Annotated in this window: 15 protein-coding genes and 2 tRNA genes; 9 read left to right on the plus strand and 8 right to left on the minus strand. The window is 37.0% G+C overall.

Annotated elements, in window-relative coordinates; all coding sequences use genetic code 11:
* Positions 1-27: 27 nt before the first annotated feature.
* Positions 28-111 (minus strand) — tRNA-Leu (locus D0T85_RS18140).
* A gap of 146 nt (positions 112-257) precedes the next feature.
* On the opposite strand from D0T85_RS18140, the gene D0T85_RS18145 reads away from it, so the two are divergent.
* Positions 258-1,340 (plus strand): mannose-1-phosphate guanylyltransferase, encoded by a 1,083-nt coding sequence (locus D0T85_RS18145; protein WP_163214942.1) that lies wholly within the window; start codon positions 258-260, stop codon positions 1,338-1,340.
* A 95-nt stretch (positions 1,341-1,435) separates the two neighbouring features.
* Here D0T85_RS18145 and D0T85_RS18150 read toward each other — a convergent pair whose 3' ends face one another.
* From D0T85_RS18150 to rpoN, 5 genes are all read right to left on the minus strand, one after another.
* A complete protein-coding gene (locus D0T85_RS18150) occupies positions 1,436-3,286 on the minus strand; it encodes a 4-hydroxy-3-methylbut-2-en-1-yl diphosphate synthase (protein ID WP_163214943.1) in 1,851 nt (616 codons plus the stop codon).
* Complete coding sequence (gene purE, locus D0T85_RS18155; RefSeq protein ID WP_163214944.1) at positions 3,286-3,792, minus strand: 5-(carboxyamino)imidazole ribonucleotide mutase; 507 nt, start codon at positions 3,790-3,792, stop codon at positions 3,286-3,288. Before purE ends, D0T85_RS18150 begins: the two co-directional genes overlap by 1 nt.
* A gap of 101 nt (positions 3,793-3,893) precedes the next feature.
* A complete protein-coding gene (gene gcvH / locus D0T85_RS18160) occupies positions 3,894-4,268 on the minus strand; it encodes a glycine cleavage system protein GcvH (RefSeq protein ID WP_163214945.1) in 375 nt (124 codons plus the stop codon).
* Positions 4,269-4,304: 36 nt separating this feature from the next.
* Positions 4,305-4,970: a phosphatase PAP2 family protein gene (locus tag D0T85_RS18165; protein ID WP_370460004.1), complete on the minus strand. Its 666-nt coding sequence runs from the start codon at positions 4,968-4,970 to the stop codon at positions 4,305-4,307.
* Entirely contained in the window at positions 4,970-6,424 is a 1,455-nt protein-coding gene (gene rpoN, locus D0T85_RS18170) for an RNA polymerase factor sigma-54 (protein WP_163214947.1), read from the minus strand. Before rpoN ends, D0T85_RS18165 begins: the two co-directional genes overlap by 1 nt.
* Before the next feature lie 113 nt (positions 6,425-6,537).
* Between rpoN and D0T85_RS18175 the strand changes: the two genes are divergently transcribed.
* On the plus strand, positions 6,538-7,776 hold the full coding sequence (locus D0T85_RS18175) for a glycoside hydrolase family 88 protein (protein WP_163214948.1): 1,239 nt from the start codon (positions 6,538-6,540) through the stop codon (positions 7,774-7,776).
* Positions 7,777-7,848: 72 nt separating this feature from the next.
* Here D0T85_RS18175 and D0T85_RS18180 read toward each other — a convergent pair whose 3' ends face one another.
* Together D0T85_RS18180 and D0T85_RS18185 are read right to left on the minus strand one after the other, a co-directional pair.
* Complete coding sequence (locus D0T85_RS18180; protein WP_163214949.1) at positions 7,849-10,086, minus strand: hypothetical protein; 2,238 nt, start codon at positions 10,084-10,086, stop codon at positions 7,849-7,851.
* A gap of 97 nt (positions 10,087-10,183) precedes the next feature.
* Positions 10,184-10,300, minus strand: a tRNA-OTHER gene (locus D0T85_RS18185).
* Between the two features lie 484 nt (positions 10,301-10,784).
* On the opposite strand from D0T85_RS18185, the gene D0T85_RS18190 reads away from it, so the two are divergent.
* From D0T85_RS18190 to D0T85_RS18220, 7 genes are all read left to right on the plus strand, one after another.
* The gene (locus D0T85_RS18190; protein ID WP_163214950.1) at positions 10,785-11,027 is read left to right on the plus strand and encodes a hypothetical protein; all 243 of its coding nucleotides are present in this window, start codon (positions 10,785-10,787) and stop codon (positions 11,025-11,027) included.
* Entirely contained in the window at positions 10,982-12,274 is a 1,293-nt protein-coding gene (locus D0T85_RS18195) for a hypothetical protein (protein ID WP_163214951.1), read from the plus strand. The genes D0T85_RS18190 and D0T85_RS18195 overlap by 46 nt, the downstream gene beginning before the upstream one ends.
* A gap of 5 nt (positions 12,275-12,279) precedes the next feature.
* Positions 12,280-13,110: a hypothetical protein gene (locus D0T85_RS18200; RefSeq protein ID WP_163214952.1), complete on the plus strand. Its 831-nt coding sequence runs from the start codon at positions 12,280-12,282 to the stop codon at positions 13,108-13,110.
* An 84-nt stretch (positions 13,111-13,194) separates the two neighbouring features.
* Positions 13,195-14,433 carry an energy transducer TonB gene (locus tag D0T85_RS18205; protein WP_163214953.1) on the plus strand — a complete coding sequence of 413 codons (1,239 nt, stop codon included), beginning with the start codon at positions 13,195-13,197 and terminating at the stop codon, positions 14,431-14,433.
* Positions 14,430-16,328 carry a hypothetical protein gene (locus D0T85_RS18210; protein ID WP_163214954.1) on the plus strand — a complete coding sequence of 633 codons (1,899 nt, stop codon included), beginning with the start codon at positions 14,430-14,432 and terminating at the stop codon, positions 16,326-16,328. The genes D0T85_RS18205 and D0T85_RS18210 overlap by 4 nt, the downstream gene beginning before the upstream one ends.
* On the plus strand, positions 16,306-17,406 hold the full coding sequence (locus D0T85_RS18215) for a clostripain-related cysteine peptidase (RefSeq protein ID WP_163214955.1): 1,101 nt from the start codon (positions 16,306-16,308) through the stop codon (positions 17,404-17,406). Before D0T85_RS18210 ends, D0T85_RS18215 begins: the two co-directional genes overlap by 23 nt.
* Positions 17,384-19,036, plus strand: a complete 1,653-nt coding sequence (locus D0T85_RS18220; RefSeq protein ID WP_163214956.1) for an O-antigen ligase family protein — start codon at positions 17,384-17,386, stop codon at positions 19,034-19,036. Before D0T85_RS18215 ends, D0T85_RS18220 begins: the two co-directional genes overlap by 23 nt.
* Positions 19,037-19,303 lie beyond the last annotated feature (267 nt).

The raw sequence follows: 19,303 nt of genomic DNA on the forward strand, positions 1-19,303 counted from the left end.
ACTGATTATCAGCGCTCTTTTTTGTTGTACCCAGACCCGGGGTCGAACCGGGATGGAAGTGAATCCACTGGTGTTTGAGACCAGCGCGTCTACCGATTCCGCCATCTGGGCTTAATTGCGGTGCAAAGATATGTGTTTTTTTTAAAACCACAATACTTTAACCGAAAAAAAGTAAAAAAAGATAATAAGATAGAAAGGTGTTTCCTTATTCTTTAAATTAGTACTATTTTAGCGAAAACTTTAAAACAATCACTGATATGATGAATAAAGATAATTACTGTGTTATTATGGGAGGGGGAATAGGAAGCCGGTTTTGGCCGTTCAGCCGAAAATCGCTTCCGAAACAATTCCTTGACTTTTTTGGTACCGGACGCTCCCTGTTGCAGCAAACATTCGATCGCTTCAATAAAATAATACCCACAGAAAATATTCTGGTAGTAACCAACGAAATGTATGCCGACCTGGTAAAATACCAATTACCCGAACTTGAACCTGAACAAATATTGTTAGAACCAACCAGAAGAAATACCGCACCTTGTATAGCATGGGCATCATATCACATAAGAGCACTCAACCCGAATGCTAATATTGTAGTAGCGCCTTCCGATCATTTAATCTTAAAAGAAGATGAATTTCTGAATGCAATAAGTAATGGGCTTGAGTTTGTTGCTCAATACGACAGACTACTGACGCTTGGTATCAAGCCAAACCGTCCTGAAACAGGATACGGATATATCCAGATAGCAGAACAAACAGGAGAAAACTTCTATAAGGTAAAAACATTCACTGAAAAACCAGAGCTGGAATTGGCTAAGGTATTTATGGAAAGTGGAGAATTCTATTGGAATTCGGGTCTTTTTATCTGGAATGTACAAAGCATTATCCGGGCAGGAGAGAAATTACTTCCCGAACTTAGTGAGAAACTAAATGCCGGAAGCGATATTTATGGCACACCTGCCGAAAAAGAATTTATTAATGAACGATTCCCTGCATGCCCTAACGTATCCATTGATATAGGTGTTATGGAAAAGGCCGACAATGTATATGTTTCGCTGGGGGATTTTGGCTGGTCCGACTTAGGTACTTGGGGTTCTCTCTATGATTTATCTCCCAAAGACGAAAATAATAATGTTGTGCTTAAAGGAGAATCAATCATTTATAACAGCAAAAACAATATTGTGGCTTTGCCTAAAGGTAAACTTGCTGTAATAGAGGGGCTTGATGGCTATCTTGTAGCCGAATCGGAAAACGTACTGCTTATATGTAAAAAAGATGAGGAACAAACAATCCGAAAATACGTAAACGATGCCCAGATAATGTTTGGCGATGATTATGTATAATACATCCTCTTATTAGCTGATTCGCCACAGAATTCACAGAGTTTTAAATACGATGCCGCATACCTCTGTGAACTCTGTGGTGAAATCTGTAGTTATTATTGATTTGCCGGAAAATAATCGCCATTAGCTTTAATCAAAGCTATCAACTTATCAACAGCTTCTTCCTCTGGTATATTCTTTTCAATACACTCTTTTCCTTTGTAAAGGCTGACTTTTCCTCTGCCGGCACCTACATATCCGTAATCGGCATCGGCCATTTCGCCGGGACCATTTACAATACATCCCATTATACCAATCTTCAAACCTTTAAGATGCGAAGTTGCTGCCTTAACACGGGCTATAGTGCTTTGTAAGTTAAAAAGTGTACGACCGCATCCGGGACAAGATATATATTCGGTTTTACTGGTTCGTATACGTCCTGCCTGTAATATGCCAAATGCAACAGAATCAACGATTTCTGGTTGTATGTTGCCTTGATTAAGCAGGAAAATACCATCGTAAAAGCCGTCCATAATCAGTGCCCCCATATCGGCAGCCGATTTTATCTGCAAATTCTCAGCCTCATTCTCAGAGTAATGTTGGAAAAACACTATGGGGTTTTCTAGTCCTTCAGTCATCAGGTTATGAACCAAAGCACGATGCTCTCCCACACGATTGGGAAGGATGGTTTGTGATATAACCACTATTTCCGGGTGATTGCGGAGAATGCTTGTGATTTTTTCGGATAAAAGAGGGTAGGGGGTAAACAGGAATTTTATGGTTGCCTGCGAACTTTCTATCAATTCTAAATGCTCCAAATTAAATGCCGGCCAGGTATTGGGTTCACCTTTCCACTCGTCACCATCAAAAACATACTGAATTCCTTCTTGCCTTTCGGTGTGTGGTATATGTATGCCGGTATAAATATAATCGGGTTTGAATTGCGGATGTATTTCTTTCTCTTCTCCCATTCGTGCTGATATCACAACCGGAAGATTATCACCACCAATATTGCCAACAGCCTTTGTTCGTCTTCTTTCTGGTGAAAGATAATTAAAGTTATCGGCCTGAATACCTGGGATATAAAGATGGTTTTGTCGTTGTTTGATGTAATTTACCAGCTTTCGGGCAACCGGAATCTCAGCTTCGGGCTCTTCGCTCAATGATACGCGGATTGTATCGCCCAAACCATCGGCAAGTAAAGCACCGATGCCTAGAGCAGACTTTATTCGTCCATCCTCGCCATCACCAGCTTCTGTTACGCCCAGGTGGAGCGGGAAATTCATATTTTCCTTATCCATTGCTGCTGCCAACAAGCGGACAGTGCGCACCATTACAACCGTATTAGATGCTTTTATGGAAATAACTACATTCATGAAGTGCTGCTCAACACATATACGCAAAAACTCCATACACGATTCTACCATACCTTCGGGTGTGTCGCCATAGCGCGACATAATACGGTCGGATAAAGAACCATGATTTACGCCTATCCGTATAGCGGTGTAGTTTTCTTTGCAGATAGCAAGAAAAGGAATAAAGCGTTCTCTGATTTTCAACAATTCTAAGCTATATTCCTCATCTGTGTACTCCAGCTTTTTAAAAGTACGGGCAGGGTCTACATAATTTCCCGGATTAATGCGTACCTTTTCGGCATATTGTGCTGCAACATCGGCTACTTTAGGGTTAAAATGTACATCGGCAACCAAGGGAACCATATAACCATCTCTACGTAAATTGATGTTTATATCCTTTAGGTTTTCGGCCTCTTTTATGCCCTGTGTTGTAAGACGAACATACTCACCTCCGGCATCCACAATGCGTTTAGCTTGTTCTACAGACGCTTCTGTATCCATTGTTGAAGTATTGGTCATAGACTGGATCCGAATAGGGTGATTTCCGCCCATTGGAACACCACCTATTTGCACCACAGATGTTTCGCGACGAGAGTAATTAAATAAATCCATCAATTTGTTTTAAACGTATATTCAACTTTCTTTAGATCTTCATTAGCACTAACGATCTTCTTTTTAAGATTTTGTTTATAAGCAATGAATTTGGCTTCTAATTCTTTGTTTTCCAGAGAGAGCATTTGTACTGCAAGAATAGCAGCATTCAGGGCACCATTTATACCTACTGTTGCTACAGGAATTCCCGGAGGCATTTGAACAATGGCTAATAACGCATCCATTCCTTCGAGCGATGCTTTGATGGGTACACCAATAACTGGTAATGGAGTAGAGGCCGCAATAACACCGGGCAAATGAGCAGCCATACCAGCTGCGGCAATAATTACTTTAATTCCACGCGAATGCGCATTCTTCGAGAAGTGTTCAACTTCTTCGGGGGTACGGTGTGCCGATAGGGCATTCATTTCGAAAGGAACTTCAAGTTCATTCAGAAGTTGTGCAGCCTTTTCCATAACAGGAAGATCGGAGGTGCTGCCCATAATAATACTTACAATTGGAGACATAATTATTGAGTTGAGAGTTGAGAGTTGAGAGTTGAGAGTCAGATGATTCACCTTAATTATACGGAGGTAACTTTCAACTCTCAACTTTCAACTCTCAACTATTATAATATTGCTTTATAGCCATCCGCATCTAAAAGATCGCCCAGATCGGCTACATCATTTGGTTTGAGTTTTATTAACCATCCTTTTCCATAAGGATCATTGTTTACTAATTCGGGGTTCGACTCAAGTTCTTCGTTCTGTTCCAGTACTTCGCCGGCAATAGGAAGAAATAAATCGGATACAGTTTTAACAACCTCAATGGTTCCAAAAACTTCGCCTGCGTTTAATGTTTCGCCAACGCTGGGTATATCCACAAATACAATATCGCCCAATTGCTCTTGTGCATAATCTGTTATACCTACATAAGCAATGTCACCGTCAATGCGTACCCATTCATGTTCGCTTGTGTACTTAAGTCCTTCTGGGATGTTCATGATAATTAAATTTAGAGAGTTAATACTATTTTTTGGTTAGAATAAATATCTGAAGAATATGTTACTTGTTGTTGGGTATAAAACAACAATGGTACAAATCAGCCCGATTGTAAAGCCGGCTAACACCTCGTTTAAGGAGTGCTTGCCTAGTATCATTTGAGATGTGCCAACTAAACCGGCAAGTATAATAAATATACAAAGTAACCAAACCGGATTGTAACCAAATACATTTGCCAAAGTAACCAGGCCACCAATAATGGCTCCCATGCCACCGGCATGTGCACTGATTTTCCATCTCAGGTTTGCAATGAGGAATACAATCATAATTAAGATGGAAGATAATATAATACCATTCATATACCAGGGTATATTTAAACGGCGCATCATCAATGAACAGAAAATAAAGGAGATAATTGTTAATAAATAAGGCACATAACGCCTGCCTCTGCGACCTAAGTTGCTAGTAGGTGCACCACTTATTTTCAGGAATAAGAAAATCAGTAAAATCGGCAGTAGTATAGTAAAGCTAACAACCATACCCAGTACAACCAATTTATACCCAATTGGCATTATTCTTAAGTACGTAAACAAGAACAATGCAATAAATGCAATGACTGGAATAAAGAAAGGTACAGATACAACAGATATTACTTTCGAACTAACTGTTAGTATCCGTTCTGTTATTGATTTATTTTCGCTCATCATTTTCTTAACCGGGCTACTGGTATATTTAATTGCTGACGATATTTGGCTACTGTGCGCCGGGCTATAGGATAGCCTTTTACTTTAAGCATCTCGGCCAGTTCATCATCGGTATATGGTTTTTTCTTATCTTCTCCTTCAATACATTCCTTGAGAATGTTCTTAATTTCGCGTACAGACATCTCTTCACCATCCTCGGTTACATATCCATCGCTAAAAAAGAACTTCAGCGAATATACGCCATAGTTAGTTTGTACATATTTACTGTTGCTCACGCGAGAAATTGTAGATATATCCAAACCATTACGCTCGGCCACATCTTTTAGTATCATAGGGCGGAGCAACGATTCGTCTCCCTCAAGGAAAAAGGGGCGTTGAATATCCACAATGGCTTCCATGGTGGTCATCAATGTATTTTGGCGTTGTTTAACTGCATCAATAAAACCTTGAGCTGCATCCATTTTCTGTTTCAGAAACATCATTGCATCTCGCGACTCTTTACTCTGATTGCTTTTATTGCGGGTATGTTCTTCCAACATGGTTGTAAAATCACGATTCATGCGGAGTTCAGGAACATTTTTGTTATTAAGACTGATGGTAATTGTATCGTCTAATGTTTCTACAATAAAGTCCGGAATAATCTGCTGCATGTTTTTGCCAATGGCTTCACCCAGTGAACTTCCGGGACGTGGATTCAGTTTTGTTATTTCGGCTAAAACTTCTTCAAATACTTCATCGGTCAAACCCAGCTTCTGCTTTATTTTGTCCCAATGTTTCCGGGTAAACTCCTCGTAACATTTTTCAAGAACATCTATTCCTATCTGCTTTAGCGGGGTATCTTCTTTTCTGTTTAGCTGAATTAATAAACACTCCTGCAAACTACGCGCACCCAATCCGGGTGGGTCGAACTCTTGTATTGTTTTAAGAGCACTTTCCAGTTCTTCTTCGGTAGCCGATATGCCAGCATAAATAGCCAGTTCGTCGCTGATGCTTTCGAGCGATTTACGTAAAAGTCCATCATCATCAAGAGAGCCAATCAGGTACTCGGTTAACTCACGTTGATGGTCGGTGAGGTCTTGCTCGCCTAACTGATTCTTTAATATTTCGTAGAAAGAGGTACTATCGGAAAAAGGAATCTCTTCCGTTTTTTCATCTTTAGACCGATTGTTATCTTGTAGTTTATAATCGGGTATATCATCTTCTGTCAGATAATCATTCAGTGCATCGTAATCGGTATCGCCGGTTGTTTCTTCCAGTTCTGTTGATTCTATGGTATCTGCACTTTCCTCTTTGCCTTCCTCCAATGCCGGGTTCTCCAATAGTTCGGCATGTATACGGTCTTCGAGTTCTAACGCGGGTAATTCCAGTAATTTTACTACCAGTATTTGCTGCGGTGACAAGGTTTGAACCTGCTGCTGTGCCTGAGTTTGTATTTGACGAGAGCCTTGAGCCATATCTAATATTTACGACATCTATAAAATTTGTTGGTACAAAAGTAACGATTAAATTGAAATTAGTGAATTAGATTGGATATATTTGCACTGCAATATCTTTATTAAAATATATTATGAAAAAGATTATCAGAGTTAATCTACAAATCTTATGTCTCTTTATTAGTATTATATCATTTAGTGCCTGTGTTGAAAGTAAGAGTAAATTCATTCGCGAAAATATAGAGTATGCAACTGCGCAAACACATTTAATGCTGAAAAATGTGGGTGAGCCAACCGGAAAGAATTACCCACGTTCTATGGATGATAGTGGTAAACTGACTACCACAGATATGTACGATTGGACTCCCGGTTTCTTTCCTGGTTCTTTGTGGTACCTTTATGAGTTAACCGAAGACTCTGTTTGGCTTGCCGAAGCAGAGAAATGGACTGCCTCGCTTGAACCTCTTAAAACTTTTACAGGTAACCACGATTTGGGTTTCATGATATATTGCAGCTATGGCAACGCACTACGCCTGGCACCTAAAGCCGGATACCGGGATATTATTATTCAAAGCGCCGAATCGCTTTCAACCCGTTTTGACGAACGTACACAAACAATAAAATCGTGGAATTCTTTTCAGTCGTGGGATGGAGAAACAAGCGGGCAATTTCCGGTTATTGTTGATAATATGATGAACTTGGAGATGTTGTTTGCCGCTTCACGCCTTTCGGGAAACAAAAAATATTATAATATTGCTGTTGCTCATGCCAATACCACTATTATGAACCATTTCAGAGACAATTATAGTACGTATCATGTGGTGGATTTCGATTCTATTTCGGGCAAAGCTTTGTTTAGGGGCACAGCACAGGGATACGCTGATAACTCTACATGGGCCCGGGGGCAGGCATGGATTATTTATGGCTTTACAATGATGTATCGCGAAACAAAAGATCCGGATTATTTGCGCATAGCCATCAATGCAGCTAATTACTACCTGCGCCATTTGCCCGAAGATTTGATTCCGTTGTGGGATTTTAATGTATGCGAAGTGGGTTATACTCCGGATAAAAAGTCTTATGCTTCTAAATATGAGAAAAGAATAAAGGATGCCTCTGCTGCATGTATCACCAGTTCGGCCTTATTCGAACTGGGAATACTTGCCCAAGAATCAAAATATACCGATTATGCAGTAAGTATGTTGTACCGATTATCTAATATGCAGTACAAAGCTCCAATCGGATCAAATGCAAATTTCCTTATTATGCACTGTGTGGGTAGTATCCCTCATCAATCGGAGATAGATAAACCCCTTGTGTATGCAGATTATTATTTTCTGGAAGCTTTAGCGAGATATAAGAGAAGTAAGTAGTAAGAAGTAAGTAGTAAGTAGTAAGAATCTATGCAGCATTGCTACTTACTACTTACTTCTTAATTCTTAATTCTACTCAATAAGCAACTTAGTTACAGCTGCCGTATCCATTGCCCATTGCAGGGTATAAACTTCGTCGGCTTCTTTGTTTTCGACAATGGTAAGGTTCTGGGCTTCTGCTTTAATAGAAAGCAGGTTACCGATTGTTGTTTTACTTTTCAGCTTGGCCAGTAATGCTTCTACGTTTTCGAACTTCATATTTCCTACTACCTGACCACCGAAAGGCATTTCTAACCAGATTATTTCGCGGGCTGTAACATCTAATACACCAAACACAAGTCCTTTGGCTGCACTTTGTGTTACCCGTACCTGGTGCTGCACACACGATGGATCGTAAGCAACCCCGGTTTTCTCGGAAATTCTCATCGGGTTGGCCGAGTTCATCCAACCAACAACCAGGTTGGGTGATATTGCCCCATTGCTATATGCGTTACACGTAAATACCACGTAACGGGCATTCTCTTTGGTCAACGCCTGTATATCCAGTTCAATATATTCGGCAGTACCTACTTTGTTAGGTATGCTTCGGATGTCTCCGCTATGTTTGGCACCAAGCGTAACCAGATTACAGAAAGCACAAATCTCCGTTTTTGACTGATAAACTATCATACAACTCAAATCCATATCGAGATGTTGAGCCGGCAAATCTTTTCCCCACTGCATAAACAAACGAACAGCATTTCCTTCTAAATGGAAACGGGTACCCATCAATGCACTCGAGGTGTCTTGCACTGTATCACTTCTATCGCCTATAGACAAAGGAATATTGAACAGCATAGGATCTATGTACATTGTTTTACTATCTGTTTCAATTTTACCGAAACGGTTAGAAACAGCTGTCACACATAGGTCTTCTACCTTCGAAACCATCTCTTTCAGCTGATCTGTTGTGTATATGTTAACCAGATTATTGGGACCGATGCTTTTGGCATTTCCACCAAGCGGCTTAACTATACGAACTGCTTTGGGATCGAAATAAGTCTCCGCATACATATTCAGTGTAAACAGTAAACGGGCAGGAACCTGATCCATTACCTCCTCGAAAGCAGCAAGTGTTTGATCTGTACCAAACCAAAGCATATTGGCAAACAACGATCGGGCAAATAAACCTGGTCTTTGTTTCAGCAGGTTAAATGTTTTCACTACATCCGATTTCAATCGTGCAACTTCTACCTCTCCCTGATATACGGTATAAACTTTATTATAGAATACATCAAGCAATTCTTTCAGATATTCAAATCCCGGCTTCTGAGCATATTCGGCTAAACGAAGCGCTCTGATAAAGCGTACCCACATTCCGCGTTTGGGATGCATGGCTTCGCAAGCCTTTTCCATATCCATATCTAAATTGTTCAGCCATGTAGCAACCATTCTGCACTGTGTACGGTTGTATTTCAGTTTAAGAACCGTTTTTCTATCTATCCCGGCTTTCTTTGAATTATCCAGATGGGCTATGATATGTACATCGTTATTCTGAGCCCTTTTAATAAGCGTTTTAGGTTCTATAATTTGCAGAAATCCGGTTTTCTTATACCACAGGTAACGCAATACATCTGTAGGAGTGGTTATAAACTGTTGAGCTTTAACAAACTCCTTCTTTTCAACAAAAGTATCCAGAATCAAGACCTGGGTTTCTTTCATTGTTATCTCCACATTGGGGAAAGGGAGTTCCTGCGCCAGAATTTTCAAGCTGTCGGCTTGTGTAGCATCTAAAGCAGTTCGCGATTCTAACAGGTTTTGATAATAGGTTGCCAAATCATCTTCAGTCCAAAGCGTTAAGAGTTTCAACTTACTTCCTTGTCCGTAATTCTCTATCTCCGACAATTGGAAAGGTGTACCACAAAACGGGCATCCGTTGTACCTTTCTAACGGGAATGTATTTTCCGGAATTATATGTCCACAAGCCAAACGGGATCCACTTTTACTATTAAAGATATTCGCTATCAGTGTTACTAAATGATCCCACTGGGTTTCTCCGGTTGGTGTGTCCCAACCTTTAACCAACGGTGCCCAGTTAAGGTTAAGTCCCAACACTTCTTTCATTAGATTAAAAATAGCAATCATTTGGTTGGGTGCAAGTGTATTTAATGCCTGTAACAGGTCTTCGGATACAGTGTAACCTATTTTTTTTAAATTAGCAACCAGTATAAGGGTTGTTTGTTTCAGATTATCTTTTGTTACTACCATTTTATCTTTCGATATAAAAATAGCATTCTGCCGGATCGACACTTTCAACAAATCGTTTTTCATACAATCATACTTTTAAAATGAATAAATATGGTAATTAAGAGACTATTAACATTTCCAGAGTTTAGAAGTAAGCCTCTTTTGACCATTATTTACAAAGTGAGGCAGGCCGGAATCGAACCGGCGACCCAGAACCCTAGAAGTAAATCCCGGTTGACCTAAATAAAAAGATAATTGCGGAATTACACACTTGCTCTACCAACTGAGCTACTGCCTCATAAAAAACAGGTAAAACCTGTTTTCGTTATATCAAATATCGCTTTGTCTTATTGACTCTGCAAAGATAGTAGGGTGGGTATGCAGTTTATTTGCGTAGCAAAAAAATATTATTAAACCTGTCAACCTGTTCTAGGGATAAGAAGAAAGAGTCTACGGAAGAAACTAGACTTTCTTATCGAAAAATATTCATATCAATAGAGCATAGAGCATTTGGTTATAATTCCGTTCCAATTCGGCAAATCCAATTCGAACCAAAATAACGGTCATTGCGACTAACAACTACCAACAGTACTCAATGTGAGTGTTTTAAAATATTTTATTAAAAATATTTGTTTTTATTCATAAATAATGCTTTATTTGCATTTGCATAATTTTAACAGACGCTGATTCTATTCGTTTATTATTAATGAATTACAGCCTCTTCCGTCTTCTATTATTAATGCCAAATCTGAGAGGCTATAGGCATAGTTATATCTAATTCTATGAAGCACAGCACTTTTTGGACTCTATCATTATTTGCATTGCTATTGCTTTATGCATGTGAAAGAGATGATTATGATGACAACGAAATTCCCGATTCGCATCTAATATTGGAGGCCCGGAATTATTTCGAAGATTACGCCTCTATGGAAATGGAAGAGGAACCTACTGGATTACATCCTGGCAATATTGCTCCCGAATGGGGAAGAGCCAGAGCCTTTACTCAACTGGTACCTTTGCAGTGAATGTTCCTTTAATTACCGAAGCCACTTATGAAGGCTCATTTTACACGACAACCGATACAACTTCTTCGGAGCATCACGAAACCTATTCTACTGTAATGTTGCAAAAGTTAATTGTAGTAAAAGACTTGGAAGCAAACGTCTATAGCTGCTATATCGCAACAATTATTCCTGCAGAGGAAAATGCAACAAAAAACAGTACTAAAATAGATAAAATGTTTTATGGTGGTGATCCAAATAGTGATTTTAGTGGAACAATTGTATATTCAACTGTTACTACTAATTACACTATTGGAGTAGAAAAATATACCAAAGGACAATTATGTGGTTATAAATCTATGTTTTATGCAAGTGAAAACCACTTGGCTGATCTGGATGATATGACTGATTTGCTAGGATCGGCACGGTTGAAAAGGAATGTTAGAACCTTGACAAAAAATAGTGAATTTGGTGGCGGTGGGTCATATTGGTTACCCGATGTTATTATAACGGCTCCAAAAACAACACCAACACCGCCTCCACCTCCACCATCGTTACCACCTCCTTATGTTCCGCCAACAAATTCAATTCCGGATTATTATTATCCACCTGCTTATATTCCACCTGCACAACCGCCAAGAACAGGGAGTGGAACAGGTTCTAGTCAACAATATCCAGTACCTAGAGTCACTAGCCCTGGTGCCAGTGCCCCTGATATTGCCGCTGCTTTGAACGCTGTAGTTGAAGCAATCAACGATGTACTTCCTGAAATTTATGAAAAGTTGAAAGCAATGGGTGTTGACTTGAATAAATATAAAATCAAATTTGCAACAAATTGCTACACCAATGCTATAAAAGAGAAAGATGGAACCATAGGGATATGCCAAAAATTCGTTTATAATGGTTATACAATTAATGATCAGGTAGCTATCATTTGGCATGAAATATATCATGTTGATAATGATAAGATTGTAGGAGATGGACAAATACTGCCTTCCGCTATCATGATAGAAAATGTTCCATCGCATATTGAGCATCATATTAAGACCGTGGAACTTAATTTTCCAGGCTCTTCACTAGAAGATTATAAAGGAGAGATTAGTATTAAAATGCTTCAATCTCCTCAGTATTATAGAAATGAAATAGCAGCCTATAAGGCAGAAATAGCTACTCATAAAAATGTTTCTTCAAAGTATAATCAGGAAAGAGCATATGTGTTATGGAAACATGAACAGACTTTAATTATATCAGAAAAATATTATAAAAAATAGAAAATATGAGAAAAGGAAATATTTTAATCATAATGCTGTTGTGCTCTGTGTGGATTACAGCACAACAACCGGAAATTGTTGTAAATTCATCCTACGACGCTTATAATAAAATTATAACGATTATTCTTACAAATACCACAGACAAAACAATGCGTATTCGTAATATTAGTGATCCAATGAGTTCTGGAAGCAATGTGCTATTTAAATTTTTTGATAAAAATGGTCGAGTATTTAGTGACTACACGGCGGTTTTTCTAGAGGCATTGGCTTACCAAAAGGTTGTCTATATAGAACCACGTTCCAATAAGTTTTTTAAATTTTATTTAGACAATATGCGACCCTCTACTATTTCAACAGAAATTTATTCGGTTAAAGCAGACTGTCATGTGTACTATACTATTCCTGATAAAAAAATATCTAACAAATACTTAAATAAAACCTTAACTATCAAGACCAAGCAAGACCTTATGATATACTCCAATTATGATAGTTATAATCAAATAATAATGATAACTCTTTCCAATACATCAGATAAGATAATGAATATTCGTAATTCTGGTTCACCTGTTTGTTTTGGATTTTTAAATCAAAAAAATGAAAAGTTAGGTTCTGGTTCTTTTCTTCTTATTCAAGAAGGGAAATCTCCAGCGACTATAAAAATCAATCCACGTTCTGCCATCACACTGAAGTATCCTTTAAAAGAGATTCGGAAAGGAGTAAACAAACAAACTGAAATTGTTACAGTAGAAACGACATGTTCAATACGTTATGATATTCCAGATATAAAGATTACGAATGGACATTCTGGTAGAACGTTAACAACCAAAATTAAATAAAGTAAGTATAATGAGGCAATTCATATCTAGGATATGGATTGCTTTCGTTAGATTATGGCGACAATGATATTCCAGGCATTAAGTATGAAAATTGAGAACTTTTTAATAGTTACATTCCTATTCTTGTCATTATCTGTTTCTGCCCAACAGGAAGAACCGGTTGTAAGTTCATCATATAATAGTAATGAAGATATACTAATGATTATTCTAACAAATCCAACGGATAAAAAAATGATCATTCATAATAGTATTGAAGGCCCCGGAAGTATTATTCAATTCCAATTTCTCAATGATAAGGGAGAGAGATTTGGCTTTTATGATGAGGTGTTTTCACCCAATTGGAATTTTCCTAAATCAATAAGTATTAATCCACGATCAAACATCGTTTGCAAATATAAAATGGATGATATTCGTCGAGGAACGAAAAGAATAACAGAGATAAGGAATGTGATTATGGATTGTATTATAGCTTATAGTATTCCTGATAAAAAAATATATGGCGTTTATTTAAATAAGAGTCTCACTCTTAAAACGAGACAAGGGCTTAGTATTGGTTTCTCTTATGATAGTCCCGTAATTAACCTGTCATATATTAAAAATGATGATCTAATAAGAATTACGATAAGCAACCCAACCGATAAACGAATGTTTATTCACAACAGTAGAGATTTACATGATACTTCACAAAGTTTCATCCAATTCCGATTTATAAATGAAAGTGGAGAGATATTTGATTTATATACTGAAGTATTCTCACTTGAGTGGGATTTTCCCAAACTAATTGAAATAAAACCACATTCAAACATTGTTTGTAAATATCGACTTTCAGACATTAAAAAAGGAACAACAAGAAAGTCGGAAGTAAGGAAGGTTGAAGCAGAATGCTATGTTAGATATAGTATCCCTGAAAAAGACATAATGGCTGTTCCTTTTAAAGAAATTTTAACCGTTAAAACAACAGGGCATTTCCAAATAGGTTTTTCTATAGATAGTCCAGAAGTGCTGGAACCTGATTCTGTTGATATTTGTCCGCAATTTCCTGGTGGCTATGATGAACTCCAAAAATTCCTGAAAAACAATACTATATATGAACCCGAAGGGGAAAGAAATCCAATAATTGTAGGATTCATTGTAGAAAAAGATGGTATTACTAATCCTTTATTGATGCGTTCAATAGACCCTTATTTGGATAGGGAAGCCCTAAGATTGGTATCTATTATGCCTAAGTGGGAGCCTGGTTGTTTGAACGGCACTCCTGTACGGGTGCAGTATCGAGTTCTTGTCTATTTTGGGGAAATGAATACATTAAAAAAAGAACGATGAAATCAGTATGTATTATACTCATTTGCTTTTTGGGAGTTTCTTGTACCAAACATTATCGTTACTCTCCCAATGTCGAAGAAGCATTATCTCAAGCCGGTAACAACCGAATCCAACTGGAAACTGTATTAATACACTACAGTAAGAGTCCCGCTGACAGTTTAAAGCTACGGGCAGCCGAATTCCTTATAGCCAATATGCCTGGAAAATATGCCGAATATTATGATACCTCTTGGGAAAACATAGCAGCGGCCTTATACCGATGGAGTAATACACAAGACAAAGAACTATTGCTGAAAGAATATAATTGGGGAAAAAGAATAATAAAAGAAGACATAAAAAACATAACCTCCAACTATTTAATAAGCAATATAGAATTAGCATTTAAGGTATGGCAGGAACAACCTTGGGGGAAATATATTTCTTTCGATCTTTTTTGTGAAGAGATATTACCATACAGAGTTGGAAAAGAACCACTGGAAAACTGGCGCGAAAAAGTTTTGGCTAGTTTCGATGACTTAAACCTGTATTTCAAGGAACACAACGATATAACCGCAGTTGAAGCTTGTGCAATGGTAAATAAACAACTGCCACCTTTTATATGGGTTAATTACCCCATGCCAACAATGACATACTCTATGCTTATGACCACCCCACGCGGAACGTGTGACGAAATGGGTGCACTTGCCATTTTTGTTATGCGGGCATTAGGGATACCTGTTACCAGAGATTTTACTATACAGTGGCCAAATAGAAACCTTGGACATTCATGGAATGCCGTTTGCGATAGTAATGGGGTACATATTGCTTTTATGGGTGTAGAAACCATTCCCGGTGAAGATCATTTAGGCATACGACTCAGAAAAAGTAAAGTATACAGGAATACTTATGCCAAACAGCACAATATTACCCTACCCGATAATTTTATTCCTTCGGAATTACAGAACCAATATATGAAAGATGTATCTTTGGAATATGTAGGATGCAACTTCGATGTAGAATTACCCATTTTTTTTCCTACTGCAAATGTAAATGGATATGCATATTTACTTTCTATGGGGAAACAAGCATCAAGTATTGTTGGATGGGGAAATGTTGAGAATAATAATATACATTTTTCGGGTGTTGGAAAGAATATCCTTTATTTACCTGTTTTTTATATAAACGAAGAACATGTACCTGCCGGATTTCCATTTCGACTGGATGACAATGGCGATTTACAAGTGTTTGAACCTGATATGGCGAATATTGAACCGCTCTTAGTATCCGATGCGGGTTTAAATCACCCATGGCTTTACCGTATGCAACAAGGGACATTTGAAGCAGCCAACCGTAATGATTTCTTTGATAAAAAAGTGCTATTTACTATCAAAGATATGCCAGGAACAGATTTTGAGAAAGTTGGTATAAGCGACCTCACACCATACCGGTATTTACGATACGTTTCTCCTAAAGGAGGGCATTGTAATGTATCCGAAATACAGTTCTATGGGAGAAACGGGGAGAAACTCACAGGAAAGAATATAGGTACTTCAGGATCATGGTACAATTCACCAATGGCATGTGATAAAGTATTTGATGACGATATATATACTTATTTTGATGCAACTGAAGCAGACTTTGCTTGGACAGGACTTGATTTGGGGACACCACAAGTCCTTTCCGAAATTCATTATCTTCCACGTATTGAAGATAACAGGATAACCAAAGGCAATGTATACGAATTATATTATTGGAATGGAGACGACTGGAAAGTTTACGAAAAGAAAACAGCAACAGGAAATACCATTCTGTTTCAGGCTCCATCTAATGGAATATTTTACGTAAGAAATGCAATAAATGACACTGAAAGTAACAAATATTTTATAGTAAAAGATGGAAAACAAATGTGGTTATAACATAAAGCAATTAGTGATTATACTAACAGCATTACTTTCACTAATGGGATGTGGTAAAACTGAAGAAAATTTCAAACGCACGGTGATAGTTTATATGTCGGCTGATAATGATTTGTCTGACAACGCATTGCGAAATATAGAGCAAATGAAGTCCTCATTTCCTGTTAATGAAGAAAATAATCTCATTGTATTTGTTAATTTGCCAGACGAAATACCTTACATATTGAAAATAGAAGCAGATAAGGAAATTAAAATAAAGGAATACACAGAATTCAATTCTCTGGAAGTTGCAAATATGAATAAGGTATTAACCGAAATAATAGGTAAGTATCCTGCTGATAAATATGGACTTGTTTTATGGTCGCATGCAAGTTCATGGCTTCCTGTAGGTTTCAATGCTAGGTCATTTGGTGAGGAAAAAGGTTTGCAAATGGATATTCTAGACATGAATAAAGCACTGCCTATTAAATTTGATTATATTCTTTTTGATGCCTGTTTAATGGGAGCTGTAGAAGTTGCTTATGAATTGAAAGACAAAACTGATTATATAATTGCATCTTCAACCGAAACCATATATACCGGTTTTCCTTATGAAATGATAATTTCGGAATTAATGACCGAAACACCGGATCTTTGCAAAATAGCTGGAAAATATATGGATTACTATCAACAATTATCTGGAATATACCAGTCGGCTACTATATCAGTGATTCATACAACAGAATTAAGCAAATTGGCTGGAATTACCCGGAAACTAATAGAAGAAAACTTATTCAATCTGGACTTACTAAATCGTTCTGCCGTACAACAGTTGGATAATTATGAAAACCAATACATTTTTGACTTTTCCGATTTTATTTATAATGCATTTCCGAATGCTTCAAAAGAACAATTTGATAACCAACTCCAGAAAGCAGTTCTTTATAAAGCAAATACCAATGAGTTTATGAAAGAATATGTAATAAAAACCTATTGCGGTCTTAGTACTTATATTCCTTTAAAATCAAACAACGAATTGAATAACTATTATCGAAAATTAAAATGGTGTAACGATAGTGGATACCAAAGCTTTTTATAATATATTCGCTAATGAATTACTAAGTTGCCTGTTGATTTTATTGATAGTATCTGTTGCATTTGCATACCAGATAAAGTTTCTGCTTCAACAAAAAACTAGGTGTATTTCTATAAATATTATAGATGTAGTTGTAGGCGTAACCTTACTTTATTGTATCACTTCAATGTTTATAAATAAAGAATGGGAGGCAGACAGATATCAATATTATCAATGGGTAACGGTAATAGTCTGTTATGTTGCTTTTCGTAATTATATCTTTTCAAAAATATATATATTATATGTATGTTGCTTTCTTGGCATCTTTCAATCTGCAATAGCCATCTGCCAGAAAAACGGACTATTATCCAGTAATCATATGACATTTGATGTTACTGGTTCTTTTGATAATCCTGGTCCTTTGGGAGGGTATATAGCTATTTGTTGTGTGCTTTCTATTGGATTACTTTATGATACAATAAAGAAAAAACAGAATAAAATAAGTTTTGTTTTAATAATAGGAATACTAATACAATTAATAGGACTTTATATTGCCGACTCACGTGCGGCGCTTCTTACTTTGCTAACCGGAAGTATAACTCTTTTTATTTTAGTGGCAGCACCAAAATGGGGAAGGAAACATAAAACAACACTTTTTCTTGTAATAGCTGTATTAATTGGAGGAATATTGCTATATCAATATAGACCGACATCAGCAAATAGCAGATTGCTAATATGGCGTGTTTCGGCAGATATGATTATAGACGCTCCATTAACAGGACATGGAATTGGTGCTTTTCCTAAAAAATATATGATTTATCAAGCTAAATATTTTAAAGAAAGGCCAAAATCCCCATTTCTATCAGTTGCTGATAATACGATATATACTTTCAATGAATTTGTCAGTATTATTATTCAAAAAGGGATTATTGTTTTTTTATTAGTTTTATTACTGTTGTATGTTACCTTTAAATCTCCATCAAAATCGTGGGAAGACAAAACAATGAAGGCAGGATTAATGGCTTTGTTAACTTTTTCTTTTTTTTCTTATCCTTTTTCTGTTTTACCTTTAGTTTTATTCTACTCCATTTTTATTGGTTCTATAGATAATAGAATAGTGTATTCATTCAAAACAACACATACTCATAATGTTATTCTGATTCTATACAGTATTCTAATTATTCAGACTTCTAAAGACTATCTTTTTCTTGATAATATGATTCAATCGTTATCTACTTTTTATGATCGTCAGAGTGATATCAGTCTCACCCAATACCGTAAATTAAAATTCAACACTAGCTTTAATGATTATTATACAACTTGGCTTATTCAACAGCCTGAATGTATAGATAGTGAACGACTAAGAGATATTTATCCTTCCTGTGAAAGTTATTGCATGATTGGAAATTATTATTTAAAACATAATGATTATGAATTGGCTGAGTTCTATTTGCGACAAGCATCTTATATGATACCTACACGTTTTCGACCTCAATATTATTTATGGGAGTTATACATTTTTACAGAACAAACAGAAAAAGCTTTTCAAGTAGCAGAGCATATATTATCTATGCCTTTAAAAATAGAAAGCACATACACACTTAGAATGAAAAGAAGAATTAGAGAGTATTATGACTCGAAAGCCTCAGTATAGAAAATCCACTTTTCCAATGAAATAAAATCCGTTAGTGAATCCGTAAAGTGTATTATATAATCGTTCTACAAGCGAAGTAAAAGACAATTATGCTTACGATGATTCTTAGCTTCGCGGGTAGTCATATTGGTTGCAACAAATTGTGTGCTTCCTGATTCTCTCCCAGATCAGAAATGAAGAGTGATTATCATACTTTTAAAATGAATAAATATGGTAATTAAGAGACTATTAACATTTACAGAGTTTAGAAGTAAGCCTCTTTTGACC

The sequence above is a fragment of the Bacteroides sp. 519 genome (assembly GCF_010500955.1).
In the GTDB taxonomy this organism is placed as follows: domain Bacteria; phylum Bacteroidota; class Bacteroidia; order Bacteroidales; family Bacteroidaceae; genus Bacteroides.